The sequence below is a fragment of the Streptomyces sp. NPDC098781 genome (assembly GCF_044759995.1).
In the GTDB taxonomy this organism is placed as follows: domain Bacteria; phylum Actinomycetota; class Actinomycetes; order Streptomycetales; family Streptomycetaceae; genus Streptomyces.
Genome location: NZ_JBIWAK010000011.1, coordinates 128,509 through 153,846 on the forward strand (window position 1 = coordinate 128,509; position 25,338 = coordinate 153,846).

The 25,338-nt window shown below is 70.1% G+C and carries 25 protein-coding genes; 11 read left to right on the forward strand and 14 right to left on the reverse strand.

From position 1 onward, the window contains the following. Positions 1–34: 34 nt before the first annotated feature. Positions 35–625, forward strand: a complete 591-nt coding sequence (locus ACIQWG_RS36220) for an isochorismatase family protein (protein WP_404103860.1) — start codon at positions 35–37, stop codon at positions 623–625. Here ACIQWG_RS36220 and ACIQWG_RS36225 read toward each other — a convergent pair. Beyond that, entirely contained in the window at positions 622–963 is a 342-nt protein-coding gene (locus tag ACIQWG_RS36225) for a hypothetical protein (RefSeq protein WP_404103863.1), read from the reverse strand. The genes ACIQWG_RS36220 and ACIQWG_RS36225 overlap by 4 nt on opposite strands. Before the next feature lie 124 nt (positions 964–1,087). Next, positions 1,088–3,436, reverse strand: coding sequence for an immune inhibitor A domain-containing protein (locus tag ACIQWG_RS36230; RefSeq protein ID WP_404103865.1), 2,349 nt, complete (start codon positions 3,434–3,436; stop codon positions 1,088–1,090). Positions 3,437–3,827: 391 nt separating this feature from the next. Between ACIQWG_RS36230 and ACIQWG_RS36235 the strand changes: the two genes are divergently transcribed. Next, complete coding sequence (locus tag ACIQWG_RS36235) at positions 3,828–4,085, forward strand: hypothetical protein (RefSeq protein WP_404103868.1); 258 nt, start codon at positions 3,828–3,830, stop codon at positions 4,083–4,085. A 5-nt stretch (positions 4,086–4,090) separates the two neighbouring features. On the opposite strand, the gene ACIQWG_RS36240 is transcribed toward ACIQWG_RS36235, so the two are convergent. Continuing rightward, positions 4,091–4,750 (reverse strand): RDD family protein, encoded by a 660-nt coding sequence (locus ACIQWG_RS36240; protein ID WP_404103871.1) that lies wholly within the window; start codon positions 4,748–4,750, stop codon positions 4,091–4,093. A gap of 90 nt (positions 4,751–4,840) precedes the next feature. Next, complete coding sequence (locus ACIQWG_RS36245; protein ID WP_404103874.1) at positions 4,841–6,343, reverse strand: RDD family protein; 1,503 nt, start codon at positions 6,341–6,343, stop codon at positions 4,841–4,843. 297 nt (positions 6,344–6,640) lie between these two features. Here ACIQWG_RS36245 and ACIQWG_RS36250 point away from each other — a divergent pair, with 297 nt between their 5' ends. Then, entirely contained in the window at positions 6,641–7,054 is a 414-nt protein-coding gene (locus ACIQWG_RS36250) for an SsgA family sporulation/cell division regulator (RefSeq protein WP_404103877.1), read from the forward strand. A 20-nt stretch (positions 7,055–7,074) separates the two neighbouring features. Here ACIQWG_RS36250 and ACIQWG_RS36255 read toward each other — a convergent pair whose 3' ends face one another. Continuing rightward, positions 7,075–8,484, reverse strand: a complete 1,410-nt coding sequence (locus ACIQWG_RS36255; protein WP_404103880.1) for an FAD-binding oxidoreductase — start codon at positions 8,482–8,484, stop codon at positions 7,075–7,077. 103 nt (positions 8,485–8,587) lie between these two features. Here ACIQWG_RS36255 and ACIQWG_RS36260 point away from each other — a divergent pair, with 103 nt between their 5' ends. Next, complete coding sequence (locus ACIQWG_RS36260) at positions 8,588–10,027, forward strand: tetratricopeptide repeat protein (RefSeq protein WP_404103883.1); 1,440 nt, start codon at positions 8,588–8,590, stop codon at positions 10,025–10,027. Positions 10,028–10,103: 76 nt separating this feature from the next. On the opposite strand, the gene hppD is transcribed toward ACIQWG_RS36260, so the two are convergent. Next, a complete protein-coding gene (gene hppD, locus ACIQWG_RS36265; RefSeq protein WP_404103886.1) occupies positions 10,104–11,249 on the reverse strand; it encodes a 4-hydroxyphenylpyruvate dioxygenase in 1,146 nt (381 codons plus the stop codon). 127 nt (positions 11,250–11,376) lie between these two features. Here hppD and ACIQWG_RS36270 point away from each other — a divergent pair, with 127 nt between their 5' ends. The 7 genes from ACIQWG_RS36270 to ACIQWG_RS36300 all read left to right on the forward strand — a co-directional run bounded on the left by ACIQWG_RS36270 (position 11,377) and on the right by ACIQWG_RS36300 (position 16,449). Continuing rightward, positions 11,377–11,856 carry an Lrp/AsnC family transcriptional regulator gene (locus ACIQWG_RS36270; RefSeq protein WP_404103888.1) on the forward strand — a complete coding sequence of 160 codons (480 nt, stop codon included), beginning with the start codon at positions 11,377–11,379 and terminating at the stop codon, positions 11,854–11,856. Between the two features lie 22 nt (positions 11,857–11,878). After that, the gene (locus tag ACIQWG_RS36275; protein ID WP_404103891.1) at positions 11,879–12,526 is read left to right on the forward strand and encodes an ABC transporter permease; all 648 of its coding nucleotides are present in this window, start codon (positions 11,879–11,881) and stop codon (positions 12,524–12,526) included. Then, positions 12,519–13,769 (forward strand): betaine/proline/choline family ABC transporter ATP-binding protein, encoded by a 1,251-nt coding sequence (locus tag ACIQWG_RS36280; protein WP_404103894.1) that lies wholly within the window; start codon positions 12,519–12,521, stop codon positions 13,767–13,769. The genes ACIQWG_RS36275 and ACIQWG_RS36280 overlap by 8 nt, the downstream gene beginning before the upstream one ends. Beyond that, on the forward strand, positions 13,766–14,629 hold the full coding sequence (locus ACIQWG_RS36285; RefSeq protein WP_404103897.1) for an ABC transporter permease: 864 nt from the start codon (positions 13,766–13,768) through the stop codon (positions 14,627–14,629). The genes ACIQWG_RS36280 and ACIQWG_RS36285 overlap by 4 nt, the downstream gene beginning before the upstream one ends. Further along, positions 14,626–15,591, forward strand: coding sequence for a glycine betaine ABC transporter substrate-binding protein (locus ACIQWG_RS36290; protein ID WP_404103900.1), 966 nt, complete (start codon positions 14,626–14,628; stop codon positions 15,589–15,591). Before ACIQWG_RS36285 ends, ACIQWG_RS36290 begins: the two co-directional genes overlap by 4 nt. A gap of 77 nt (positions 15,592–15,668) precedes the next feature. After that, a complete protein-coding gene (locus tag ACIQWG_RS36295) occupies positions 15,669–16,277 on the forward strand; it encodes an ArsR/SmtB family transcription factor (RefSeq protein ID WP_404103903.1) in 609 nt (202 codons plus the stop codon). Continuing rightward, complete coding sequence (locus tag ACIQWG_RS36300) at positions 16,267–16,449, forward strand: hypothetical protein (RefSeq protein WP_404104144.1); 183 nt, start codon at positions 16,267–16,269, stop codon at positions 16,447–16,449. Before ACIQWG_RS36295 ends, ACIQWG_RS36300 begins: the two co-directional genes overlap by 11 nt. Here the strand turns inward: ACIQWG_RS36300 and ACIQWG_RS36305 are convergent. The 8 genes from ACIQWG_RS36305 to ACIQWG_RS36340 all read right to left on the reverse strand — a co-directional run bounded on the left by ACIQWG_RS36305 (position 16,446) and on the right by ACIQWG_RS36340 (position 25,270). After that, positions 16,446–17,846 (reverse strand): hypothetical protein, encoded by a 1,401-nt coding sequence (locus ACIQWG_RS36305; protein ID WP_404103906.1) that lies wholly within the window; start codon positions 17,844–17,846, stop codon positions 16,446–16,448. The two genes, ACIQWG_RS36300 and ACIQWG_RS36305, sit on opposite strands and share 4 nt — an antisense overlap. Positions 17,847–17,875: 29 nt before the next feature. After that, positions 17,876–19,147 carry a WXG100 family type VII secretion target gene (locus ACIQWG_RS36310; RefSeq protein ID WP_404103909.1) on the reverse strand — a complete coding sequence of 424 codons (1,272 nt, stop codon included), beginning with the start codon at positions 19,145–19,147 and terminating at the stop codon, positions 17,876–17,878. Next, positions 19,144–19,467, reverse strand: a complete 324-nt coding sequence (locus ACIQWG_RS36315) for a hypothetical protein (protein ID WP_404103912.1) — start codon at positions 19,465–19,467, stop codon at positions 19,144–19,146. The genes ACIQWG_RS36310 and ACIQWG_RS36315 overlap by 4 nt, the downstream gene beginning before the upstream one ends. Before the next feature lie 207 nt (positions 19,468–19,674). After that, positions 19,675–20,466 (reverse strand): PDZ domain-containing protein, encoded by a 792-nt coding sequence (locus tag ACIQWG_RS36320; RefSeq protein WP_404103915.1) that lies wholly within the window; start codon positions 20,464–20,466, stop codon positions 19,675–19,677. Between the two features lie 66 nt (positions 20,467–20,532). Next, positions 20,533–21,642, reverse strand: coding sequence for an o-succinylbenzoate synthase (menC, locus tag ACIQWG_RS36325; protein WP_404103917.1), 1,110 nt, complete (start codon positions 21,640–21,642; stop codon positions 20,533–20,535). Further along, positions 21,639–22,430: a chorismate synthase gene (locus tag ACIQWG_RS36330; protein ID WP_404103920.1), complete on the reverse strand. Its 792-nt coding sequence runs from the start codon at positions 22,428–22,430 to the stop codon at positions 21,639–21,641. Before ACIQWG_RS36330 ends, menC begins: the two co-directional genes overlap by 4 nt. Before the next feature lie 95 nt (positions 22,431–22,525). Further along, a complete protein-coding gene (locus ACIQWG_RS36335) occupies positions 22,526–23,167 on the reverse strand; it encodes an IclR family transcriptional regulator (protein WP_404103923.1) in 642 nt (213 codons plus the stop codon). Positions 23,168–23,461: 294 nt separating this feature from the next. Continuing rightward, on the reverse strand, positions 23,462–25,270 hold the full coding sequence (locus tag ACIQWG_RS36340) for a DEAD/DEAH box helicase (protein WP_404103926.1): 1,809 nt from the start codon (positions 25,268–25,270) through the stop codon (positions 23,462–23,464). Positions 25,271–25,338 lie beyond the last annotated feature (68 nt).

Sequence of the window (25,338 nt, forward strand, 5' to 3'; positions counted from 1 at the left end):
CGACCTCAGCGTCCATAACCGAAGGACACCGACCATGCGCCGCGCCTTGATCGTCGTAGACGTGCAGAACGACTTCTGCGAGGGGGGCAGCCTAGCCGTGGCCGGCGGAGCCGATGTGGCCGCCGCCGTCACCGAGCTGATCGGGCAGGCGGCCGGCTCCGGCTACCAGCACGTGGTGGCCACCCGCGACCACCACATCGCCCCCGGCGGTCACTTCTCCGCCCACCCCGACTTCGTCCGCTCCTGGCCGGCGCACTGTGTCGCGGGCACGGAGGGGGTCGGGTTCCACCCGAACTTCGCCCCCGCGGTCGCCTCGGGCGCGATCGACGCCGTCTTCGACAAGGGGGCGTACGCGGCCGCGTACAGCGGGTTCGAGGGGGCCGACGAGAACGGCGTGAAGCTGGCCGACTGGCTGCGGGCCCGGGAGGTGTCCGAGGTGGACGTGGTGGGGATCGCCACCGACCACTGTGTGCGGGCCACCGCGCTGGATGCCGCGCGCGAGGGGTTTCGCACCCAGGTGCTGCTGGACCTGACCGCGGGGGTGGCCACGGAGACCACGGAGGCGGCGCTCGAGGCGATGCGTGAGGCCGGGGTCGAGCTGACAGGGAAGCCGGTCGTGGCCTAGGTCGCCGCGGGGCGTCTCAGCAGCGCTCGGATCGGGTGCCAGAGCTCCTGCATCAGTTCCGGGCTCGTGGCGACGCCGTGGTCCGGGGCCGTACGCCATATCAGGCCGTCGGGGTGGTGGAGGACCGCGGTGATCTCGTCCAGCGTCGGCGGGGCCGCGTTGCCGCGCAGGTAGACCGCTCGCATGCCCAGGTTGCGGAGCCTGGTCAGGGCTCGGGCGCGGTTCTGGGCGTGCACGAGGACACGGACGCAGCCCGTGCCGTCCGTGGTGGGTCTGGGCAGGTTCAGCGCCACCACCACGCTGCCGGACGGCAGCTTGCAGAAACCTCCTGCGGCCATGCCCCTACTCCCCGTTTCTCGGTGCGGTGTCAATAACGGAAGCACAGGGTGCACCTAAACACGAGCGGCGGCAACCCCGCCAGGGGGTCACCGCCGATCATGCTCTGACCTGCTGAAACGCGTTTTACTTCACTGCGGGGCCGACCTCGAGCTCGATCGTCGAGCCGTCCTTGGCCTCCTTGACGATCTTGATCTTGGTGTTGGTGTCAGTGATCTTGACACCCGCGGCGGGGTTCGTCGCGTCGTAGTACGTGCTGGTGCGGTCGTTGAAGACCGACACCCCCGCACTCGACGGGATCTTGGTCGCGACGTCCGCGTTGTGCAGCCACATGCCGTCCGTGCGGAACTTGCTGAACGGCGAGTCGTAGGCCTGGATGCGGTTGCGCATCAGCGTGCCGTCGGACCACTTCATGGGGGTCGGGTGGGAGTCGATCGGCAGGACCAGACCGGTACCGGGGTGCTGGCTGGTGTTGTTGTCCTGCTGGGAGGTGTCCCACTTCCAGATCAACAGGCCGTTCTGGTAGGCGTAGTGCTCCACCCAGTCCGGAAGGCTCTTCGAGAAGCCGAAGTTGTACGGGCCGGTCTTCAGGGTCTTGTCGTACGACACGTACTGACGGTTCTCGGCGATGTAGTACTGGGCGTAGTCGTCCGTGATGGACGCGCCGATGCGCGAGAAGCCCTTCGTCTTCCAAGCGGCGTCCGCGGCCTCGGCGTTGTCGGAGAACACCGCCGTGCCGTCCGCGGTCACGGTGATCTGGTCGGCCGCGAAGCCCTTCTGGGCCACGCCGCCGTCCGTCTGGTAGCGGAAGCGCAGGTCGATCTTCTTGCCCGCGTAGGCGTCGAGCGGGAAGACCAGCTTCTTGTACGCGTCCACCGTGCCGGTGATCGCGGGCTTGCCGCTGGCGTCCTTCGGGAGGGCCGCGCCGTCGACGGTGCCGTCGATGGCGGTCCAGTTGGCGCCACCGTCGGTGGAGACCTCGGTGTAGAGGTAGTCGTACTCGGCCTCGATGTCGTACCAGCCGTCGAGGGTCAGCGAGGCCGCCGACTTGCCGGTGAGGTCCACCGAACGGGTCAGCGTGTTGGCGAGGTTGTCGCCGCTGCCGCTCCACCACTGGTTCTCGCCCTGGGCGGGCTTGACGACCTCGGTGGTGACCTTCTTCTTGGGCAGCTCGACCACGAGGGCCTGCTTGTGCTTGGTGTTGTACTCGGCGACGCCCAGCTTGTGCCACGAGTTCGTGGCGGCCTTGGCCGTGTCGTACTTCAGCCAGCCCAGCTGGAGCTTGTCCCAGGCGGTCATGTCGCCCGGCAGGTCACCGATCTCCTTCTTGCCGGTGCCGAGCCAGGAACCGGAGGACATCAGGGTCCAGAAGCCGGTGGAGTTCTCCCCGCCCTGGGTGTCGTAGTGGTCCGGCAGACCGAGGTCGTGGCCGTACTCGTGGGCGTAGACGCCGAGGCCGCCGTTCTCCGGCTGGACCGTGTAGTCGCCGACCCAGACGCCGGTGTCGCCGATCTTCGCGCCGCCCAGCTTGTTGCCCGCGGGGCCGGTGGCACCCGCGTCGGTGCCGAACGCGTACCAGCGGTGGGCCCAGATGGCGTCGGTGCCCTGCGCGCCGCCGCCCGCGGACTCGTCCTCACCGGCGTGCACGACCTGGAAGTGGTCGATGTAGCCGTCGGACTCGTTGAAGTCGCCGTCGCCGTCGAAGTCGTAGCGGTCCCACTGGTCGAACTGCTTGACGTCCGTCTTGATCTCGGCGTCGGTCTTCCCAGCTGCCTTCTGCTGGGCGACCCACGCGTTCAGACCGTCGCTGACGACGTTCCAGACGCTGGAGCAGTTGGTCTGGCCGCAGGCGTTGTTGCCGTAACGGGCCTCGTTGTACGGGACCTTGACCCAGTCGGCGACCTCGCCCTCGACCGAGTAACGGCCGGAGGACTGCTTCTCGTAGTACTTCTTGACCGACTCGGTCTTGCTGCCGGTGCCGAAGTACAGGTCCTCGAAGTACTGCCGGTTGTAGTCGGACCGCCAGGCCGTGGAGTTGTCCTTCTTGCGGTCCGGCTTGGCTATCTGGTTGTGCAGCGGGCCGGCGGTGCCGCCGAACTCGCTGATCTTGTCGCCGAACTCGACCAGGATCGTGAAGATCTTGTCGGTCTTCTCGCGGCCCAGCTCGACGTACTTGCTGTCGCCCTTCTTGCTCTTGAGCTCGACGACCTGCGAGCCGTCACGCTTCTTGGCCTTGGTCCGCCCGGATATGAGCTGGTTCAGGGCCTCCTCGCGCTGCGCCTCCTGAGTCTTGCTCATCGGGCCGTCGAGGTTGTGGTCGGCGTGAGTGTGCTCCGCCGGGTCGTGCCGCTCGACGGACGCCGCCGGCGCGCCTTCGTCGGCGTGCGCCACCGCGAAGGTCGAGAACGTCGCCGCTGCGGTCGCGAGCGCGACGGCGGTTGCCGCCGTTCGGAACGTCCAGGGTCTGCTGGTCACTTGCTTCCTCCCCCGCGTCCGGGCACGCGGAGGGAAGGGTCCTGGTCGTGGAGTTTCCGCGTGCGCCTGATGAACGCGTGTAGTCAAGTGACGACATTTGACTAGAGGTTAAGCAGAAAAAACAGACCTTGACTTGAACAGGTCAATTGCATTATGTGAAGTCGATGTCCGTTTAGCGAACAACGATCTCACTCGAACAGGCGCGCGGCTTTGTCCACTTGCTGGACGCCATGACTCCGTGCGCCCCCCGTGCACCGGCACTGTTGGTCAGGTCACGCTTACGGTTTGTTCCCCTCGGGCATGCACGCGGTTAGAGTCGGATGGCGGAACGCCCGGACGTCGGCGGAAAGCCAGGCCGAAGCCCCCGTGCACCCCTGATTCCGAGGACACGATGATCATGCCTCGTCCGACTGCCGCACAGCTCGCCTACGGTTCGTGCACCGTGATCTTCTCGACGCTCGCCATGCTGCTGCTGTCGCAGACCAGTTCGGGCGTGGGTATCGCGGTCATCGCCGTATCGGCCCTCCTGCTCGGGCTGTTGGTCGCCCTGACGGTGCCCATGCCGAAGAAGCCACGCGTGGTCGCGGTGCGCAAGCCCGCCGGCGCGGAGCGGCACAAGAGCGAAGAGCCCGCGCTCACCCAGTCCTGACGCCCTCAGCCGCCCGTGCTGACCACGACCGTCTTCGCCGCCTTGTCGTGCAGACCCTGCTTGTAGGGCCGGTCGAAGTAGCTCCACCCGCCGCAGATCGCGGTCCAGATGCAGGCGCAGCAGAACGCGAACGGCAGCCACAGCACCGCCGCGCGGATCAGTGAGCTCTGCACCGAGGGTGTGGCGCCGTTGTCGAGGTTGGCCACGCGCATGTTGAAGAGCTGCTTGCCGAGGGTCTGGCCGTTCCTGACCGTCATGAAGGTGTCGTACGCGATGTAGAGCACCGCGGCGATCGCCGACTGCCCGAGGGATTTGCCGTACTCCACCTTGTCGGTGTCCACGTCGAGTTCGGTGACACCGAAACCCCAGGTGAGCAGCCAGACGACGACGCCGACCAGGATCATGTCGATGATGCGCGCCAGGGTGCGCTTGCCGCTGTCGGCGAGCGGTGGCATCCCGGCGAGCGGGTCGGCCGGCTGACCGCCGCCCCCGTACGGGGCCCCGCCGTAGGGGCCACCGCCGCCCGGAGGAGGCGGCGGCTGGCTGCCGTACGGCGGCTGATCACCGTACGGCGAACCCGAGCCGCCGGACGGCGGGGGCTGCTTCCTGAACGGGTCGTCCTCCGGGGGCTGCTGACCGGAGCCGGGAGGCGGTTCACTGCTCATGGCCCCGAGTCGACCGCGAACCCGGCGGTTTCGCATCCGGCGAGGGGCCGTCCGAGGTACGTAAATCCCGTACGGCGGCCCCCGTACCGGTCAGCCCGCGACGAACGTACGCGCCGCCTTGTCGTGCCAGCACTGGCGCCACGGCCGGTCGAAGACGCACCACAGGACGCCGACCACGCCGACCACGAGCAGGCCGGGGACGCTGTACACGAGCCAGCGGCGCAGGGCCGCGCCGAACTCCGGGGGCTCGTGGGCCTCGATGTCCCGCACCTCCAGGCCGAGCAGCTTCTTGCCCAGGGTGCGGCCCCACTTGGCGGTGGGCAGGGCTTCGTAGAGCAGGCCGGACACGAGCAGCACGGCCAGGATGACACCCAGGTACACCGCGGTGGTGCCGTCCAGCAGCCATACGGTGACCGTCTCGCCGGAGAGCTTGGCGGCGTCGATCTTCTCGTTGACGTGGTCGAGCGCCTTGGCGCCGAGCGGTACGGCGGCCACCGCGGTGACGGCGGCCAGGACGACGGTGTCCAGCAGCCGCGCGGCCAGCCGCTTGCCGAGGCCCGCGGGGCGGGCGGACGCCTGACGCATGGCGGCCGCCTGGAAGGGGTCCAGGACCGGGGGCTTCCACGGGGCGACCGGCTGGTCCTCGTCGGACGGGCCGGCGAGCCGGTGGACCTGCTGCGCCCACGAGGACTGTCCGCCTCCGGCGCCCGGTGCCATGGGCGCGGACGGGGCGGCGGCAGCGGGCTGCGGGCCACCGGACTGGCGGGGGACGCTCGGAGCGGGCTGCTGGGGGCCGGAGAGGCCCGTGGGGGCCTGTCCCGAGGCACGCTCGGCGGCGGCCTTCCCGGCGCCGAAGCCGGGGCCCTGCGGGGCGCCTGCCGCGGAGGGGCGCTCTGCGTCCGGACGTGCGGCGCCCGGGACGGCGGACGCGCCCGTGCCCCCGCTCTGCGCCCCGGCCGCCCCGCCCTGCTGCCCCGTGCGCGGGGACACGGCTCGGATCGCCATGGTGCCGTCGACAGGGGCGGGGCCGCTGGGGTTCGGGATACCGGCGCCGGCCGACTGCGCGGCGCCGGACCCGGCGACCGGCCTGCGGATCATGAACGTGTCACCGGAGGCGACGCCCCCGGCGTCCGGCTCCGGCTCGGCGGGCGGGATCGTGGCGGTGCCGTCGGTGCGGGCGGCGTGGCCGTCCGGCTGGCCGACGGCGGCGCGCGGGTCCCTCGGGTCGGGCTCCGGCTGCCCCCACGAGACCCGGCGGTCCTGATCGCCGCCGAACCCCGACTGAAGGGCGGAGTCGGCACCCCAGGCGGACGCCGGCTCGGGCCGGCTGCCGTGCTGGGCACCGCCCGGCGCGGGCTCCCCGGCCGGGTCCTCGTCGAAGAAGTGCGGGCCGGTCTCCTCCACCGAGCCGCCCTGCGCGGGCTGGGCGCCCGAGGGCGGGGCGAGCGATTCGCCGTCCGACGGTGCGGGACGGCTGGTGCCCGGCACCCAGGAGGCACCGTTCCAGTACCGGACATATCCAGGAATGGACGGGTCCGGGTAATACCCTTCGCGGGGCCGGTCGTCACCGGGGGCCGGGGTTGGGGCGCTCATGTCCGTCGTCCGGTATCTGCTCGTGGGTCAAATGGGGGCCTCCACATCTACCAGACGGACGCAACCGGCACCGCCAGTCCCGCCGGACCCACCCCTATCCGGGCAACGACCCACACCCGCTTCACACGACCGGAACCACCCCACCGACAACAACACCGACCCCCGCGCCGGCCCCGCCGAACCGGTCGTGAAAAAAGTTTCGTGGACCCGCGTAATGGTCCGCGCCCCCGCTCCCTCTCCACTCGTACGGGCCCGTCCGCACGGCTCGCTCGCGTCACGAGAGAGGACATCCACGCCATGCAGCACACCGTCGTAGAGCGCGAACTGGAGCTCAGGCTGATTCTGTCGCCGGAGCGGGGCGTCGCCGTGCCGGCGCGGTTGAGTTATCGCAGTGACGATCCGTACGCCGTGCACATCACCTTCCACATCAACTCCGAGCAGCCCGTGTACTGGACCTTCTCCCGCGATCTGCTGGTCGAGGGGGTGTTCCGGCCGTGCGGGCACGGGGATGTGCGGGTGTGGCCGACGAAGGTCGACGGCCGCAGCGTCGTGCTGATGGCGCTGAGCTCGCCCGACGGTGACGCGCTGCTGGAGGCGCCGGCGGCGCAGGTGTCGGCCTGGCTGGAGCGGACGTTGCGGGTGGTGCCCCCGGGGACCGAGGGCGAGCAGCTGGGGATCGACGACGCGCTCGACCAGTTGCTCGCCCAGTGAGGCGGGCGGAGGCGGGACGGTCAGAACAGCTTGCCGGGGTTCAGGATGCCCAGCGGGTCGAAGACCTGCTTGACGGCCCGCTGCATCTCGATGCCCACCGGACCGATCTCGCGCGCCAGCCACTCCTTCTTCAGCACCCCCACCCCGTGCTCGCCCGTGATCGTGCCGCCGAGTTCCAGGCCGAGGGCCATGATCTCGTCGAACGACTCACGGGCGCGCCGGGACTCGTCGGGGTCGGCCGCGTCGAAGCACACCGTCGGGTGGGTGTTGCCGTCGCCGGCGTGCGCGACGACGCCGATGGTCAGCTGGTGCTTCTCGGCGATCCGCTCGACGCCCTCGATGAGGTCGCCGAGCCGCGAGCGGGGCACGCACACGTCGTCGATCATCGTCACGCCCCGCACCGCCTCCAGCGCGGTCAGGGACAACCGCCGCGCCTGGAGCAGCAGTTCGGACTCGGCCGCGTCTTCCGCCGGGACCACCTGGGTCGCGCCGGCCGCCTCGCACAGCGCGCCGACGGCGGCCAGGTCGGCCGCGGGGTCCGGGGTGTCGAAGGCGGCCAGGAGGAGGGCCTCGGTGCTCTCCGGCAGCCCCATGTGCGCGAGGGCGTTGACCGCCTTGACCGTCGTACGGTCCATGATCTCCAGCAGTGACGGCACATGCCCGCCGGCCATGATCCGGCACACCGCGTCACAGGCGGCGGACGCCGACGCGAACTCGGCGGCGAGCACCAACTGCTGCGGCGGCTGCGGGCGCAGCGCCAGGACGGCCCGTACGACGATGCCGAGGGACCCCTCGGAGCCCACGAACAGACGGGTCATGTCGTATCCCGCCACGCCCTTGGCCGTACGGCGGCCCGTGGACATCAGGCGTCCGTCGGCGAGGACGACGTCGAGGCCGAGGACGTACTCGGCGGTCACCCCGTACTTCACACAGCACAGCCCGCCGGAGGCGGTGCCGATGTTGCCGCCGATCGTGCACATCTCCCAGCTGGACGGGTCCGGCGGGTAGTACAGCCCGTGTTCGCCGACCGCGCGGGAGAGGGCGGCGTTGATGACGCCGGGCTCGACGACCGCGATCCGGTCGACGGGACTGATCTCCAGGATGCGGTCCATCTTGGTCAGGGACAGCACCACGCAGCCGTCGGAGGCGTTGGCGCCGCCGGACAGGCCGGTTCGGGCGCCCTGGGGGACGACCGGGACGCGCAGCTCGGTGGCGGTGCGCATGACGTGCTGGACCTCTTCGACGGTGCGCGGCAGCACGACCACGGCGGGGCTGCCCGCCGGGCAGAAGCTCGCCATGTCGTTGGCGTAGGAGGCCGTGACGTCGGGGTCGGTGAGGACGGCCTCGGCGGGCAGACCCTCGAGCAGCCGCTCGGTGATGAGGTCACCGCGGGCCTGGTCGGGTGCGGCTTCGGTACGGCTCATGATCACAGCCTGACACCCGGGGCCATCGGTGTGAACCCCGCGTACGGCAGCCGCCGCAAGGCGGGTGTGGTCGTCGTATCGACGGACGGTTTCACGCACAGTGAGCGCCATGGAGAACGACGCCGTGGACAACGGACCGGGCACACCGCAGCGCCGCCCGCGCATCACGCGGCGGGTGCTGCTCGCCTCGGTGGCGGGGTGCGCCGTGCTCGGCGGGGTGCTGACGCTGCTGCCGTGGGGCACCGGCGGGACGCGGGCCCCCGAGCCGGCACCGGGGGCGCAGGCGCTGACCGCGGTCACCACCGGGGTGACGGCCGCGCTGCCCGATCTGGCGGTGCTGATCGACGAACGGGAGAAGCGGGTGCGGACGCACCCGAGGGACGCCGGGTCGTGGGCGGTCCTGGGGGCGGCGTATGTGCAGCAGGGGTGGCGGACCGCGGAGCCGTCGTACTACCCGAAGGCCGAGGATGCGCTGCGTACGTCGCTGAAGGTGCGGGAGCGCAACGCCGCGGCGCTGGACGGCATGGCGGCGCTGGCGAACGCGCGGCGGGACTTCCGGGCGGCCCGGACGTGGAGCGAGGCCTCGATCAAGACCGACGGCAAGCGCTGGACGGCGTATCCGCAGCTGATCGACGCCCATTCGGGGCTGGGTGACTACAAGGCGGCCAAGCGGGCGCTGGACCGGATGCTGAAGCTGGGCTCGGGCCCGGCGGTGCTGGCGCGGTCCGCCGGTCTGTACCGGGACCGGGGCTGGCGGGAGGACGCGGCGGCGGCGTTGTCGGACGCGGCGGCGGGCGCCGGGACCCCGGCCGAGCGGGCGGCGTATCTGGAGGGCGGCGGGCAGCTCGCCTGGGAGCGCGGCGACCTGGACGTGGCGCTGCGGCACTTCCAGGAGGCGGTACGGCTCGACCCGGACCAGCGGGCCGCGCTCGCCGGGCAGGGGCGGACGCTGGCGGCGCTGGGCCGCACCACGGAGGCGCTGAACGCCTACCGGGCGGCCTTCGCCAAGCGGCCGGATCCGGAGTACGCGCTGGAGCTGGGCGAGTTGTACGAGTCGCTGGGTCTGGGGCAGGCGGCGCGGGTGCAGTACGACCTGCTGCGGGAACGGGCGGCGCGGGGCGCGGCCGGCGGGGTGGACGAGGAGCTGGTCCTCGGCCGCTTCGAGGCGGACCACGGCGACGCGGACTCCGCGGTACGGCGGCTGCGGGCCGAGTGGCGCCTTCAGCCGGGGATCGCGGTGGCCGACGCGCTGGGGTGGGCGCTGCACCGGGCCGGGGAGGACAAGGAGGCGCTGAAGTTCGCCCGGATCGCGACCGACCGGCAGAAGGGCGGCGCGGTGCGCAGCGCGCTGTACGTCTATCACCTGGGGATGATCGAGCGGGAGCTGAAGATGCCGGGCGCCGCGCGGCGGCATCTGCGGGAGGCGCTGCGGATCAATCCCGGTTTCTCGCCGACCCGGGTGCCGTTGGCCGAGGAGGCGCTGGCGGAACTGGGCGAGCCGTCCGTGGAGGACGTGCCGGACATGGACGCCGAGCCCCGTCGCAAGTGAGCGGGGCGCGGCCGGTCTCCCCCGGTCGTGCGGGCCCCCCGTGGCATCCGCACGACCGGAGTGGCTCAGTCGGCGGTCACAGGTTGCCGCGCTTCTCCTGCTCGCGCTCGATCGCCTCGAACAGGGCCTTGAAGTTGCCCTTGCCGAAGCCCATCGAGCCGTGCCGCTCGATGATCTCGAAGAAGACCGTCGGACGGTCCTGGACCGGCTTGGTGAAGATCTGGAGCAGATAGCCGTCCTCGTCGCGGTCGGCGAGGATCTTCAGCTCGCGCAGGGTGTCGACGGGGACCCGGGTGTCGCCGACCCACTCGCCGAGGGTGTCGTAGTAGGAGTCCGGGGTGTCGAGGAACCGGACGCCGGCCGCGCGCATCGTCCGTACCGTCGCGACGATGTCGTTGGTGTTCAGCGCGATGTGCTGGACGCCCGCGCCGCCGTAGAACTCCAGGTACTCGTCGATCTGGGACTTCTTCTTGGCGATGGCGGGCTCGTTGATCGGGAACTTGACCTTGAGCGTGCCGTCGGCCACGACCTTCGACATCAGCGCGCTGTACTCGGTCGCGATGTCGTCGCCCACGAACTCCTTCATGTTCGTGAAGCCCATGACCTTGTTGTAGAAGCCGACCCATTCGTTCATCCGGCCGAGTTCGACGTTGCCGACGCAGTGGTCGATGGCCTGGAAGGTGCGCTGGGCGGGCGGCTCGACCATCGGCTCGGCGGCGACGTAGCCCGGCAGGTAGGGGCCGTCGTAGCCGGTGCGCTCGACCAGGGTGTGGCGGGTCTCGCCGTACGTGGCGATGGCGGCCAGCACGACGGTGCCGTGCTCGTCCTTGACCTCGTAGGGCTCGGCCACCGAGGTGGCGCCGTGCTCGATGGCGTAGGCGTACGCGGCACGCGCGTCCGGCACCTCGATGGAGAGGTCGACGACGCCGTCGCCGTGCTCGGCCACATGCCGGGCGAGGAAGTGGCCCCAGGTGGTGGCGGGCTTGATGACGGAGGTGAGGACGAACCGGGCGGAGCCGTTCTCCAGCACATAGCTCGCGGTCTCGCGGCTGCCGTTCTCCGGTCCGGAGTAGGCGACGAGGCGCATGCCGAAGGCGGTCGAGTAGTAGTGCGCGGCCTGCTTGGCGTTGCCCACGGCGAAGACGACCGCGTCCATTCCCTTGACCGGGAAGGGGTCGGCCTGCCGTGCGGTGTCGGGAGTGTGGTGTGTGGTCTGCGTCATAGGCGCAGCCTCACCCGGTACGGCAAGGTGCGCAATAGTTTGGTTTTTCGCTGGGCAATCTGCTGGGTGAAGGGTCCGTTTCTGCGGACTGTCTGTACAGGATGACTACCCCGGAAGGGTGACTGCCGTGGCGATCGATCATCTGGACGGACGGATCATCCTGCTGCTCGCCCGCGAGCCCCGGATCGGGGTGCTGGAGATGTCCCGGCGGCTGGGGGTGGCCCGCGGGACCGTACAGGCGCGGCTGGACCGCCTTCAGTCGAACGGAGTCATCCGCGGATTCGGTCCCGAGGTGGACCCGGCCGCGCTCGGCTATCCGGTCACGGCCTTCGCCACGCTCCAGATCCGGCAGGGGCAAGGGCCGGACGTACGGGCCCACTTGACGACCGTCCCCGAGGTGCTGGAGCTGCACACCACCACCGGGACCGGGGACATGATGTGCCGGCTCGTGGCGCGCTCCAACGCCGATCTTCAGCGTGTGATCGACCGCGTCGTCGGTTTCGATGGGATCGTCCGGGCCTCTACCGCCATCGTGATGGAGAACCCTGTTCCGCTGCGGATCATCCCGCTGGTGGAGCAGGCGGCGGAGGACCGGGAGAGCAGCTAGCCACTACCTGGTGGGGTGAGCCGTGAGCTTCTGGGAGTACCTGGACAACCGTCACCAGCAGCTGCTCACCGACGCCTACCAACACGCCAGCGCCGTCTTCCAGTGCATGGTCGTGGCGACCCTGCTCGGGGTGCTGATCGGGGTGGTCACGTACCGCAGCGAGTGGGCCGGCAATCTGGCCACCCTCACCACCTCGGGCATTCTCACCATCCCCTCGCTCGCCATGATCGGTCTGCTCATCCCGATCGTGGGGCTCGGCGTGGCCCCCACGGTGATCGCGCTGACGCTGTACGGGCTGCTGCCGATCGTGCGCAACTCGATCGTCGGACTGCGCGGCGTCGATCCGTCCCTGGTGGACGCGGCCCGCGGTATCGGCATGTCCCGGCTCACCCGGTTGCTGAAGGTGGAGCTGCCGCTGGCCTGGCCGCCGATCCTGACCGGGATCCGGGTCGCCACGCAGATGCTGATGGGCATCGCGGCCATCGCGGCGTACGCCTCCGGCCCCGGCCTCGGCAATCTGATCTTCCGTGGGCTCGCCTCGCTGGGCAGCGCGAACGCGCTCAACCAGGTGCTCGCGGGCACGCTCGCGATCATCGTCCTGGCGCTGCTGTTCGACGCCGCCTACGTCCTGATCGGACGGCTGACCGTCTCCAGGGGGATCCGTGGCTGAGCAACCGTCCGGGAGTGAGCACCACGGCGCCGCCATCGAGCTGGAGAACCTGACCAAGCGCTATCCGGGCAGTCCGCAGCCGGCCGTGGACAACGTGAACATGGAGATCAAGGCGGGTGAGGTCGTCATCCTGGTCGGCCCGTCGGGGTGCGGGAAGTCGACGACCCTGAAGATGATCAACCGGTTGATCGAGCCGACCGGGGGCCGGATCCGCATCGGCGGCGAGGACGTCACCGACATCGACCCGGTGAAGCTGCGCCGCAAGGTCGGGTACGCGATCCAGTCCGCCGGTCTGTTCCCGCACATGACGGTCGCCCAGAACATCGGCCTGGTGCCGAAGATGATCGGCTGGTCGAAGGCGCGGATCGGCTCACGGGTGGAGGAGCTGCTCGACCTCGTCGGGCTCGACCCCGGCGAGTTCCACGGCCGCTACCCGCGCCAGCTCTCCGGCGGTCAGCAGCAACGCGTCGGCGTGGCGCGGGCGTTGGCCGCCGATCCGCCGGTGCTGCTGATGGACGAGCCGTTCGGCGCGGTCGACCCGATCACCCGCGATCACCTCCAGGACGAGCTGATCAGGCTCCAGCACGAGCTGCACAAGACGATCGTCTTCGTCACGCACGACTTCGACGAGGCGATCAAGATCGGTGACCGGATCGCCGTGCTGCGGGAGCGGTCGCACATCGCGCAGTTCGACACCCCGGAGGCGATCCTGACCAACCCGGCGGACGACTTCGTGTCCGGGTTCGTGGGCGCCGGGGCGGCGCTGAAGCGGCTGAACCTGACCCGCGTACGGGATGTGGAGATCACCGACTATCCGACGGTGACCGTCGACGACCCGCTCCAGGAGATCTTCAACCGGCTCCGCTCCAGCGGCACCAACGAGATCCTGCTGCTCGACAAGCGGGGGCGGCCGTACAAGTGGCTCAGACGCGGCGATGTGATGCGGGCGCGGGGCTCGCTGGCCCGTGCCGGGACGCTGGTGCACGACACGGTGACGCGGGACGCCACGCTGCGGGACGCCCTGGAGGCGGTGCTCACGGACAACGCGGGGCGGGTCGTGGTGACGGGGCGGCGCGGTGAGTACACCGGCGTGGTCGACATGGAGACGCTGATGAACTCCGTGCACGAACTGCTGGAGGCCGACCGGCTGGAGGCGCTGGAGGCCCAGCACGACCTGGAGGGGGCCAGGGCCGAGCGCACGCACGCCGAGCAGGAGGGCGCCGGAGGGGAGGGGAAGGCGTGAGCGGCCCGGAACTGAAGAAGACGGACGGGCCGGAGGGGTCCGGAGGGCCGGAGGACTCCGAGCGGCGAGGGGGTTCCGAGGAACCCGGCCAGACGCCCGCCGTCTCCCCCGCCGCCGGACCCCCGGCCAGAAAGGTGGGCTGGGCGAAGCTGACCGTCGTACCGTCCTTTCTGGTGGTCATGCTGCTGGCGACCTGGCTGTGGTTCCAGCAGGCGGACCTGGACACGGTCTCCGAGAACGCGCTGGCCGACGGCCAGGTCTCCAAGGCCCTGTGGCAGCACATCGAACTCACGGCGATCTCCACCTTCTTCGTGCTGATCATCGCGATCCCACTGGGGATCCTGCTCACCCGCCGGCCGTTCCGGAAGGCCACCCCGGTGGCCATGGCGTTCGCCAACATGGGCCAGGCGACCCCGGCGATCGGTCTGCTCGCCCTGCTCGTCATCTGGCTGGGCATCGGCCGCAGGGCGGCCCTGATCGGCATGATCGCGTACGCCGTTCTGCCCGTGCTGTCCAACACCATCACCGGCCTCAAGGCGAACGACCCGACCCTGCTGGAGGCCGCGCGCGGCATCGGCATGTCCCCGACGGGCGTGCTCAACCGGGTGGAACTCCCGCTGGCGGTCCCGCTGATCCTGGCGGGTGTGCGGACGGCCCTGGTCCTCAACGTCGGTACGGCGACCCTGGCGGTCTTCGGCGGAGGAGGCGGCCTGGGCGTGCTGATCACGGCTGGGATCACCAACCAGCGGATGCCGGTGCTGGTGCTGGGCTCGATCCTCACGGTCGCGCTCGCCCTGCTGGTGGACTGGCTGGCGTCGCTGGCCGAAGTGCTGCTGCGGCCACGGGGGTTGGACGTATGAGGCGGCCCACGGTCCTGCTGGCGACGGGGTTGCTGCTGGCCGCCTCCGGGTGCGGTCTGACCAGCGGCTCCCCCATGGCCGACGACGTACAGGCCGGGACGATCGGCCGAGGCGAACCGCTGAAGGGCGCCGAGCTGACGGTCACCTCGAAGTCGTTCACCGAGCAGCTGATCCTCGGCGCGATCATGGGCATCGCCTTCGAGGCGGCCGGCGCGGAGGTGCTCGACCGCACCGGGATCCAGGGTTCCATCGGCAGCCGCGAGGCGGTGGCGAAGGGTGACGCGGACGCCGGGTACGAGTACACGGGCACGGCCTGGATCACGTACCTGGGCCGCAGCGAGCCCATCACCGACCCGCGCGAGCAGTGGGAGGCGGTGCGCAAGGCCGACGTGAAGAACGGGGTGACCTGGCTGGAGCCGTCGGCACTGAACAACACCTACGCCCTGGCGATGAACCAGGCCAACCACAAGAAGTACCGCACGAACACCCTCTCCGAGGTCGCCGCGCTGTCCAAGTCCGACCCCGGCGCGGTCACGCTCTGCGTGGAGGTCGAGTTCGCCAACCGGGCGGACGGGTTGCCGGGCATGGAGAAGGCGTACGGCATGAGCATCCCGGCGGGGAACATCACCCAGATGGACACCGGGATCATCTACACCCAGGTCGCGAAGGGAAGTTGCACGTACGGGGAGGTCTTCACGACGGACGGCCGCATCAAGTCCATGAACCTGGCGGTGATGCAGGACAACAAGAAGTTCTTCCCCAACTACAACGCGGCCCCGATGGTCAACACCAAGACCCTGAAGAAGTGGCCGGCGATCGCCGAGGTCCTCAACCCGATCAGCAAGAAGCTGAACAACTCCGTGGCGCAGGATCTGAACGCCAAGGTGGATGTGGACGGGGAGGATCCGCATCAGGTGGCGTTGGACTGGATGAAGGCGGAGGGGTTTGTGCGGGAGGGGTGAGGCGGGGATCAGGCGGGGGCGAAGCGTATACAAAGAAGCCGTTGCAAAGGAGCCTTTGCATAGCTATCTTTGTACGCATGGCGGAACAGCACGACGTACGGAAACTCGACGCACGGTCACTGCGGGGGCTCGCGCATCCGCTGCGGATGGAGCTGCTGAATGCTCTGCAACGCAACGGCCCCGCCACCGCCTCCATGCTCGCCGAGCGGTTGGGCGAGTCCAGTGGGGCCACGAGCTATCACCTCAGGCAGCTCGCCGAACACGGCTTCATCGAGGACGCGCCGGGGCGCGGCCGAGGGCGGGAGCGTTGGTGGAAGGCCGCGGCCAAGGGCATCCAGATGGACGAGACCCTCTATCAGAGCCCGGATCCGGCGGTTCGAGGCGCGGCCGACCTGCTTCTGCACGAGTTCGTGAACAGGCACACCCGTGAGCTGTCCACCTGGCTGTCCACCCGCGAGAGGTGGCTTCCGCGCTGGAAGGACCATTCGACGGACCTGAGTGACTTCACCCTGCGCCTGACCCCGGAGCTCTCACGCGAACTCAACGGCAAGATGCACGAGTTGATCAACAGCTACCGGGCGTACGAGGCCGCGGAGGACGACCCCGAAGCGGAGCAGGTCCGCCTCCACACGCACGTCTTCCCCATCGCCACGGACCCGAAGAGAGGCCCTGATGATCGCCCCTGAGACCCACCTGGTCCTGCACCACGCCCACGCCGCCGAACTCCGCGCCGAGGCCGACACCCACCGCCTCGCGTCCCGCACCGGGCAGCCGTCCGACATGCGTACCCGCCTCGGCTGGACCCTCGTAGAAGTGGGCCTGCGCCTCGCCACCCCCAAGCCGGCGCTCGCCCGCTAAGAGGTTCCGGCGGCACCGCTCGTGCTGTTGGACTGCTCTCGCTCGGGGGTGTCCTTGCTCACGGCTACGGCCATGCCGTACGCCAGAAGACCGACCGCGCAGGTAATGCCGACAACCGGGCGCCAGACCCCCGAGGAGACGGGAAGGGCTAGCGCCAGGACACAGAGTGCGGAGATCAGGAGGGCATTCATGAGCCGGTTCGGGATGCTGAGGATCCAGCCGCAGTCCAGGTCGAGCAGCCGGTTCTCGCCCGCCGGGGCGACCGAAGCGTGTTGATCGGCCTTGGCCCTCGCGGACTCCTCGTAGTCCGGGGCGAGTCCGCCCGGAATGAACCAGCCGGCATCACCGACGAAGACCGCGCCCGTGCGATGCGGTCCCTGCTTGCCCCCGTGCTTGTTGCGGTCGGGGGCCCAGACGAGATGGCCTTCCGCCTGCCCCACCGTGTCCACGTACCTGGCGTTCTTCCCGTCCACATGCAGTTGCACGGGGCCGGTGGGAGTGCTCAGGCCGATGCGCGTCTTCCCCGCCCCATGACCGTCGTATCCGGAGACGACGGCGCGCAGCACCCGTTCGTCACCGCGCAGTCGCCGCGGAAATCGCTGGTCCCGGATGCTCGTGAAGGAGCCGACGAAAAGTGTCCCGACCAGGCCCAGCCATCCGAGACCCAGGATCCAGGTCCACCAGTTGCTCATGGCGCGACCGGAGAGCGCACGGTCGACGCCGGCCCGGTCGTCGTCGCCCACCGCGCCCAGTTCGGGACGATCGGGGGCGTAGGCGACGTAGACCTTTCCGCCGACCTCCGCGCGCTCCGACCATTCCGATCGGAACTCGACGCGCCGCCCGCTCCCCGCTGGGTCGACCGAGGGAAGTGTCACGCTCACGGTGCAGTAGTACGTACTGCCGTTGTTGTGCCGGTCCCTGACGACGTCTCGCACCGACTCGACCGGCAACTGCCGCACGACGGCGCCGGAAGAGGCGATCTCCGCCGCCCTGCCGGTGGGCGTGGGGTCACCCACGCCGAGGGCGAGCGGGAGGATCAACGCCATGACCGCACCGTAGAACGTCAGGACCTGTCCGTTCAGCTGCGCTGAGGCCCCTCGCAACCGCGCCGGGAGCACCCCGGGTTCGCGCCCACCGGCAATCGACGCACGGTCGGCGAGGGCCCGATAGACCGACGGGGCATCCGGATTGCCCGAGGAGCGTCGCAACGCCCAGGCGGAAACGGTGAGGACCGCGATCCCGATCGCGCAGCCCAGCACGACGGCGTCACGCAGGCCGGACTTCACCAGGAAGAGCCAGCATCCGAGCAGCACCGTGGCCAGCAGACACGTCGTCCAGGCCATCACCTTGCCCAGAAGGACGGCCGGACCGAGCGTGCGAAGTCCGCCGTTCGTCATGGCACCTGTTCTCGTTCCGTACGAACCGTTCATCCGAAGTCGTCCACCAGACTCGTGTTCTTTGTGTGCTCGCGAAGCCGTTGGGCCGACTTGTGCTGATCTTCGGCCAGATCATCCTCAAGGCTGTCCGCCTCCTTGAGCCGGTTTCCGGCCGCGCCTGTCTCCGTACCTACTCGGCTGTTCGTGGCCTCGTCGCGCAACGTGTTCCGCTGGTCCTGCGTCAGCCCTTCAGCATCGGCGCCGGTGTCCGGGATGCCCTGTCCATCGCCGGCCTCGCCCGCGCCGGCGGATCCGCTCGTTCCGCCCGCGGCCTCACCCGAAGCGCCGTCAGCCGTGCCGCTCCCCTCGGCTTCCCCACCGGATGCGCTCTCACCGGTGCTGTTGGCCTCCCCAGGGCCCGAGGCGTGCGTCAGCCCGCCTCCGATACCGCCGCCGGCCGCTCCGGCCCCGGCCCCGATCAGCGACTGCGACCAGTCGAACTTGTCATCCGCGTCCGCCCACGGGCCGTAGGAGTTGGCGGCATCTCCGACCAGACTGCCCGTCGCTCCGCCGATGGCACCGGTGCCGATCGACTCGCGGATTCCTCCGCCGAGCCGGCCACCGAGCATGGCGTCGGAGGCCTTGCCCATCCCCGCCCCGGCCATCCCGCCGACCAGGTTGTTCTCCCACTCGGGGCCCTTGCCGCTGATCACACTGGTGGCCACTCCGTTGCCGAACTCGATCGCGGTCCGGCCTGCGAACGTGCTGCCGAAGCGGACGCCGTACTGGAGAAACTTGCTCGAGTGCTCGAATGTCCGCAGTTTCTCGAACCAGCGCGCGATCGTGGCGAGGATCCGGCCGAGCCGCGCGGCGGCGGTCGCCGCCTGGCCGGCAAGTCGCGCCGCGTTCGCCGCCCCGGCGGCTGCGGAGAAGCCGAGCGTGATGAAGGAGGTGGCGACGGAGACGCCGATCGTGACACCGATCTCCAGATAGATCTGATGGATCTCGCTGTTGATCTCCTCGATCTTGTCCGCTGCCTCGTTCAGGCCCTTCCTCGCTTCGTCGAAGCTCGGCTGGGCGTCCTCGGCGGACTTCTTGACCTCTTCCCAATGCTTGACGAAGGCATCGGCGGCCGGACCGCGCCACTGCTCGCCGTGGACGTCACGGATGACCTTGTCCATGTGGACGACGAACTTGTCGAGGGAATCCCCCATCGCGCCCCATGCCTTGGCCGCGTCCCGCAGGACGTCCGGCCGGCCACCAGGGTTGTAGAGCTCAAGTCCAGCTTCGTACACGGTCTCCGCGGCCGATTCGCCGCTCACACGTTCCTCCCCTTGAAGAGATCCTCCAGGGCGTGCTCGGCGGAGGCCGTGTTGTGGGAGTTGTCAGAAAGGTTGTCGGCCATGTCGTAGAGGTGGTCCTGCAACCCCTGGACCGCCCTGGTCATGTGATCCGCCAAGTCGATGTAGGCGGTGGTCACTTCCTCCGACTCGGTCAGAAAGCCGAAGCCGTCGTGAATGGCCTCGCCATCCGTCTTCGGCCTGAACTTGGCCAACCGCTCGCCGAGTTCGTCGGCCTCCTTCTTGAAAGCGCCGCTCAGCCTTTCGAGCGCGGAGTGGCCGATGTAGAACCCGTCCGACACAAAGCTTCCTCTGGGTGTTGCCGTGACACCCCGAGCCGACCCGCGGCTCGGCGTCCCGCCGTGTGGAGGCGAGGCGGAACTGTCGATTCTGCCAGTCGGCGACCGGTGCCCCGCCGCAGGTCAGGACGGCTGGAGCACACCTTCACAAAGGTTTACGACCCGCCCCCGGTTTCAGCACGACAGAACCGTGGGACGTTCGACGCCCGCCTAGCAGCTCGGCACAGAGCCCTTCCCCGACCCGAGTGCGTCCAGCGCGCTCACCGCGCCCTTCAACGTCGTCACCGGCACCAGTCGCAGCCCCTTCGGCAACTCCGCCTTGGCGTCGCCGCACTCCGCCTTCGGGACCAGGAAGACCGTCGCGCCGTCGCGCTTGGCGGCCTGGGTTTTCAGGGAGACACCGCCGACCGCTCCGACCTTGCCCGCGTCGTCGATCGTGCCGGTGCCGGCGATGGTGCGGCCGCCGGTGAGGTCGCCGCCGCTGCCGTTGCCGTTGAGCTTGTCGATGATGCCCAGGGAGAACAGGAGGCCGGCGCTGGGGCCGCCCACGTCCGCGAGTTTCAGGGTGACCTTGATGTTCTTGTCGTTCAGGTCGAGGTAGTTCAGCGCGGCCCGGGTCGCCTCGTCCTGCGACTCCTTCATCTGCTCGGTGTTGTACTGCTCGATCTCCTGCGTGCTCTGCCCGCTCGGGTACACCGAGTCGCGCGGCATGACCGCCTTGTCCGTGCGGAACCACGCGTCGATCAGGTCGCCGAGCCGCACGTCCGCGTCCGGCGAGGTCGCCTCGATCGTCGTCATGCGCAGCTGGCCGCTGGTGTCCCGGGTCGGCGCACCGGAGATCGTGATCACCGGGTCGCCCTGGTTCGCGCCGAGCACGTTCGCCGTCAGGCCGGGCTGCGTCAGCGAGAACGGCAGTGGCGCGAAGGCCGCCGTGGCGACCAGGGCCACGACCGGCAGGGCACAGACGGCGATGGCCCGGGGGCGCGTGAGACGAGAGAACACGGGATCAATCTAACGTGGTGGCGAGTTCCGGCCCGGTGCAGGTCGGAGCTGCCCAGGTTGCCCCATCTAGGTCACGTACAGGTCTCGCCGCTGCCTGGTGAAGCGCCGCAGTGCCTCCGGCAGCGGCTCCACCCCGATCCCCGGCGACCGCGGCACCGGCAGATGGCCGTCCACCAGCACGAACGGCTCCGTGATGTCCTCGGCGAAGTAGCGGCTGGAGGCGGAGGTGTCCCCGGGCAGGGTGAAGCCGGGCAGGGCCGCCAGCGCCAGGTTCGGCGCCCTGCCGATCCCCGTCTCCAGCATGCCGCCGCACCACACCGGCACCCCGTGCGCGTGCGCCACGTCATGGACCCGCCGCGCCTCCAGGTACCCGCCGACCCGCGCCGGCTTCACGTTCACCACCCGGCACGCGTCCATCGCGATGGCGGACGCGGTGTCGCGGGCGTTGTGCAGGGACTCGTCCAGGCAGACCGGGGTCGCGATGCGCTGCTGGAGGCGGGCGTGGGCGTACAGGTTGTTCTCGTCCAGCGGCTCCTCGATCAGCAGCAGCCCGTACTCGTCCAGCCGCCGCAGATGCTCGGCGTCCGCGAGCGTGTACGCCGTGTTGGCGTCCACCTGGAGCGGCAGGTCCGACCCGAAACGCTCACGTACGGCCCGTACCGGTTCCAGGTCCCAGCCCGGCTCGATCTTCAGCTTGATCCGGACGTAGCCCTCCGCGAGATAGCCCTCGACATCGTCCAGCAGTTCGGCGACCGTCTCCCTGATGCCGACCGACACCCCGGCCGGCACCCGCTCCCGCACCGCCCCGAGATACGTGGCCAGCGGCATTCCGTACGACCGCAGCTCCGCGTCCAGCACCGCCGTCTCCAGCGCCGCCTTCGCCAGCTCGTGCCCCTTGATCCCGGCCGTCGCCGGTGCCAGGCGGGCCGTATCGAGCACGGGGAGGGACGCGGCGCGCGGCAGCAGGAAGTCGCGCAGCACGATCTCCGCGCCGGCCACGAACTCCGAGCAGTACCGCGGCTCGGGATCCGCCGCGAACTCCGACCAGCCCTCGGCGGTGTCCGTGACGACGTGCAGCAGGAAGGTGTCCTTCGTCGTCATCGTCCCGAAGGAGGTACGGAAGGGGGTGACCAGCGGGATCGCCACATGGACGATCTCCGCGCGTTCGAGCTTCACAGGGCGTCCTCCGAGGAGCGGGTGAGCGTGTACCAGCCGTCCCGTGACATACCCGTCGCGGTGAAGCCGTCGGCGAAGGCCTTCGTGAACACCTCGCGCACGGCCCGCCGCCAGGCCAGCGCCAGCGCCGGGTCGGCGGCCCGGATGCGCACTATGTCGTCCGGCACCCGGCACCAGACGTGCCGGTCGTCGAGGTCACGGCAGGCGAGCGGGCCGCCGTCGGGGGCGGGATGGGTGGTGGGCGCGCAGTCGCGGTCGGGGGTCTCGTCCGGTCGCGGGGAGGAGGCCGGGTACGCGGGTGCGGGCGCGGTCAGCGCCCAGGTCACCGAGAGCCGGTCGCTCTCGTCGCCGTCGTTGACGCCGTCCGACATGGGGCCGTAGAAGTCGACGAGGTACTCCGTGCCGACGGCGCCCAGCTTGACCAGGTTGAACCGGGCGTTCCGCCCGACCAGCGGGTCGAACGTCCACCGCATGATCCGCGCCCCGCGCTCCACGAACCAGGCCCGCTGCGCCTGCTTCACCTCGAACCCGAGCCCCTGATCGGCCGCCGCGACCAGCGAGTACGCCTCCCCCGACGCGGGCGGCCCGAACACCGCGACCGCGGCCCCGGCCAGCCGCGCCCCGTCGTACGCGGCGTGCACCGCCCCGCCCGCGTGCACAAGGCTGTGCAGCACTTCGGCCGGATACGGCGGTGTACTCGGCGGCGTCTGCCATACGTCGCTGAAGTAGCCGGCGACGGCGGAGAGCGCGGTGACGTCGTGGACCGTGCGGATGCTGACAGAGGTCATATACCGAGTGTCGGATTCGGTGGCGGCTGTGCCTAGAGTGCCGTACGGCCACCGCGACCGCGCCGGGGCCGGCGAGCCCGTCGCCCCGCCGTCGGTCACCGCAGTGCCTCGGCGACCTCCTTGGCCGCGTCCATGACCCTCGGCCCCACCCGCTCCGGCACCGCGTCGGTCAGCATGACCACACCCACGCTGCCCTCGACCCCGGTCACCCCGAGCAACGGTGCGGCAGCTCCGCTCGCGCCCGCCTCCAGCTCGCCGTGGGTCAGGGTGTACCCGGGCTCCTCCATCGGCTGCTGCCGGGCGGCGAGTATCGCCCGGCCCGCGGCACCGCGGTCCAGGGGGTGGCGGAAACCGGCCCGGTAGGCCACGTGGTAGTCGGTCCACGTCGGCTCGACCACGGCGACGGCCAGCGCCTCGGTGCCGTCCACCAGCGTCAGATGGGCCGTCGCGCCTATGTCCTCGGCGAGCGAGCGCAGTGCCGGCAGCGCCGCCTCACGTACCAGCGGATGCACCTGCCGGCCGAGGCGCAGCACCCCGAGTCCGACGCGGGCGCGACCGCCCAGGTCCCGGCGTACCAGGGCGTGTTGTTCGAGCGTGGCGAGCAGCCGGTACACAACCGTCCGGTTCACGCCCAGTTTGTTGGAAAGCTCGGTGACGGTCAGCCCGTGGTCCGTGTCGGCCAGCAGCTTGAGGACACGCAGTCCCCGGTCGAGCGTCTGAGAGGTCTCCGCGGTCACGACGCCCACTCCTTAAGTGGTGAGGTCGGCGGCCCCCTCGCGGCAGGTGCGTCACCGAGTCCCGTCAGTGACGCGCTTCAGAGGCCGCCGATCGGCCTGCGGTCCGGCCTTCCGGACCGCGTCGCTTCACGGCTGCGCTCCGCGGCGGCGCTGCCACGGGGCGTGTGCGTAGGCGGACATTAGCGAAGCCGGTTCGCTGAGCGGAAGGCTCCGTCCAGAATCCGGTCAGCGGCCGGTACGGACCACTCCCGTTTGCCCTGATACGTACGGCGCGCGGACCGGGCAGAGCGCCGGTCACTGCATCCGGGTCGCCCACTCCTGCACCTTGGCGATCCGCTGCCGTAGCTGCCCCGCGGTGGCCTCCGCGCTCGGCGGCCCCCCGCACACCCGCCGCAGCTCGGTGTGGATCACACCGTGCGGCTTACCGCTCTGATGGACGTACGCGCCGACCATCGTGTTGAGCTGCTTGCGCAACTCCATCATCTCCTTGTGCGAGACGACGGGCCGCCGCTCGGCGGGCAGCTCCAGCAGATCCGCCTCGGCGTCCGGCTTCTTGCGGCTGTGCGCGATCTGCCGTGCCTGCCGCTTCTGGAGCAGGAGTTGGACCTGGTCGGGCTCCAACAGGCCCGGAATGCCGAGGTAGTCCTGCTCCTCCTCGCTGCCCGGGTGGGCCTGCATACCGAACTCGGCGCCGTCGTAGAGGACCCGGTCGAAGACGGCCTCGGACTCCAGCGCCTCGAAGGAGAACTGCTCCTGCTCGCCGGTGTCCTCGTCCTGCTCCTTGTTCGCCTCCTCCATCTCCTTCTCGGACTCGGCGTACGGGTCCTCCTCGCCCTCCTTCTTCGGCCTGTCGAGGGCGTGGTCGCGCTCGACCTCCATCTCGTTGGCGAAGGTGAGCAGGTCGGGCACGGTCGGCAGGAACACGGACGCGGTCTCGCCGCGCCGCCGGGACCGGACGAAACGGCCGACGGCCTGCGCGAAGAAGAGCGGGGTGGAGATGGTGGTGGCGTACACCCCGACGGCGAGCCGGGGCACGTCGACGCCTTCGGACACCATCCTCACGGCGACCATCCAGCGGTCGTTGCTGCCGCTGAACTCGTCGATCCGCGCGGACGCGCCGGCGTCGTCGGAGAGCACGAGGGTCGCCCTGCTGCCGGTGATCTCGCGGATGAGCTTGGCGTAGGCGCGCGCGGCGTCCTGGTCGGAGGCGATGACGAGGGCCCCCGCGTCCGGGATGGCCTTGCGCACCTCCGTCAGCCGCTGGTCGGCGGCGCGCAGCACGCTGGGCATCCACTCGCCGCGCGCATCCAGGGCGGTACGCCACGCCTGCGAGACGGCGTCCTTGGTCATGGGCTCGCCGAGCCGGGCGGCGATCTCGTCACCCGCCTTGGTCCGCCAGCGCATGTTGCCGCTGTAGGAGAGGAAGATGACGGGCCGCACGACCCCGTCCGACAGCGCGGAACCGTAGCCGTACGTGTAGTCCGCGGCGGAGCGCCGAATGCCGGCGTTGTCCTCCTCGTACGTCACGAACGGGATGGGGTTGGTGTCGGAGCGGAAGGGCGTGCCGGTGAGGGCGAGCCGGCGGGTGGCGGGCTCGAAGGCCTCCAGACAGGCCTCGCCCCAGGACTTGGAGTCACCGGCGTGGTGGATCTCGTCGAGGATGACGAGGGTCTTGCGCTGCTCGACGCGGTTGCGGTGCAGCATGGGCCGTACGCCGACACCCGCGTAGGTCACGGCGACGCCCTGGTAGTCCTTGCCGAGCGGGCCCGCGCTGTACTCGGGGTCGAGCTTGATGCCTATGCGCGCGGCCGCCTCCGCCCACTGCTTCTTCAGATGCTCGGTCGGCGCGACCACGGTGACCTGCTGCACGACATGGTGGTGCAGCAGCCAGGAGGCGAGGGTGAGCGCGAAGGTCGTCTTGCCGGCGCCCGGCGTGGCGACCGCGAGGAAGTCACGCGGCTGCTCCTGGATGTACTTCTCCATCGCCCCCTGCTGCCAGGCACGCAGCTTGCTGGCGGTGCCCCAGGGGGCGCGGCCTGGGAAGGCGGGCGACAGGTGGTGGGAGTGGGAGGCAGAACTGGAGCTGGCGGCGGTAGTAGTCACGGTCTCCGGGGAGGGGTTGGGCGGCTCGGCTGGGTATGACAACCGGGCCACCCTATCCGCGGCCCCGC

Bases quoted from the DNA above. Each gene is read 5' to 3' on its own strand.
- ACIQWG_RS36235 (WP_404103868.1), top strand. From the start codon at position 3,828: ATGATCATGCCTCGTCCGACTGCCGCACAGCTCGCCTACGGTTCGTGC.
- ACIQWG_RS36330 (WP_404103920.1), bottom strand. From the start codon at position 22,430: ATGACCTCTGTCAGCATCCGCACGGTCCACGACGTCACCGCGCTCTCC.
- ACIQWG_RS36260 (WP_404103883.1), top strand. From the start codon at position 8,588: ATGGAGAACGACGCCGTGGACAACGGACCGGGCACACCGCAGCGCCGC.
- ACIQWG_RS36295 (WP_404103903.1), top strand. From the start codon at position 15,669: ATGGCGGAACAGCACGACGTACGGAAACTCGACGCACGGTCACTGCGG.
- ACIQWG_RS36240 (WP_404103871.1), bottom strand. From the start codon at position 4,750: ATGAGCAGTGAACCGCCTCCCGGCTCCGGTCAGCAGCCCCCGGAGGAC.
- ACIQWG_RS36225 (WP_404103863.1), bottom strand. From the start codon at position 963: ATGGCCGCAGGAGGTTTCTGCAAGCTGCCGTCCGGCAGCGTGGTGGTG.
- ACIQWG_RS36250 (WP_404103877.1), top strand. From the start codon at position 6,641: ATGCAGCACACCGTCGTAGAGCGCGAACTGGAGCTCAGGCTGATTCTG.
- ACIQWG_RS36290 (WP_404103900.1), top strand. From the start codon at position 14,626: ATGAGGCGGCCCACGGTCCTGCTGGCGACGGGGTTGCTGCTGGCCGCC.
- ACIQWG_RS36220 (WP_404103860.1), top strand. From the start codon at position 35: ATGCGCCGCGCCTTGATCGTCGTAGACGTGCAGAACGACTTCTGCGAG.
- ACIQWG_RS36245 (WP_404103874.1), bottom strand. From the start codon at position 6,343: ATGAGCGCCCCAACCCCGGCCCCCGGTGACGACCGGCCCCGCGAAGGG.
- hppD (WP_404103886.1), bottom strand. From the start codon at position 11,249: ATGACGCAGACCACACACCACACTCCCGACACCGCACGGCAGGCCGAC.
- ACIQWG_RS36305 (WP_404103906.1), bottom strand. From the start codon at position 17,846: ATGACGAACGGCGGACTTCGCACGCTCGGTCCGGCCGTCCTTCTGGGC.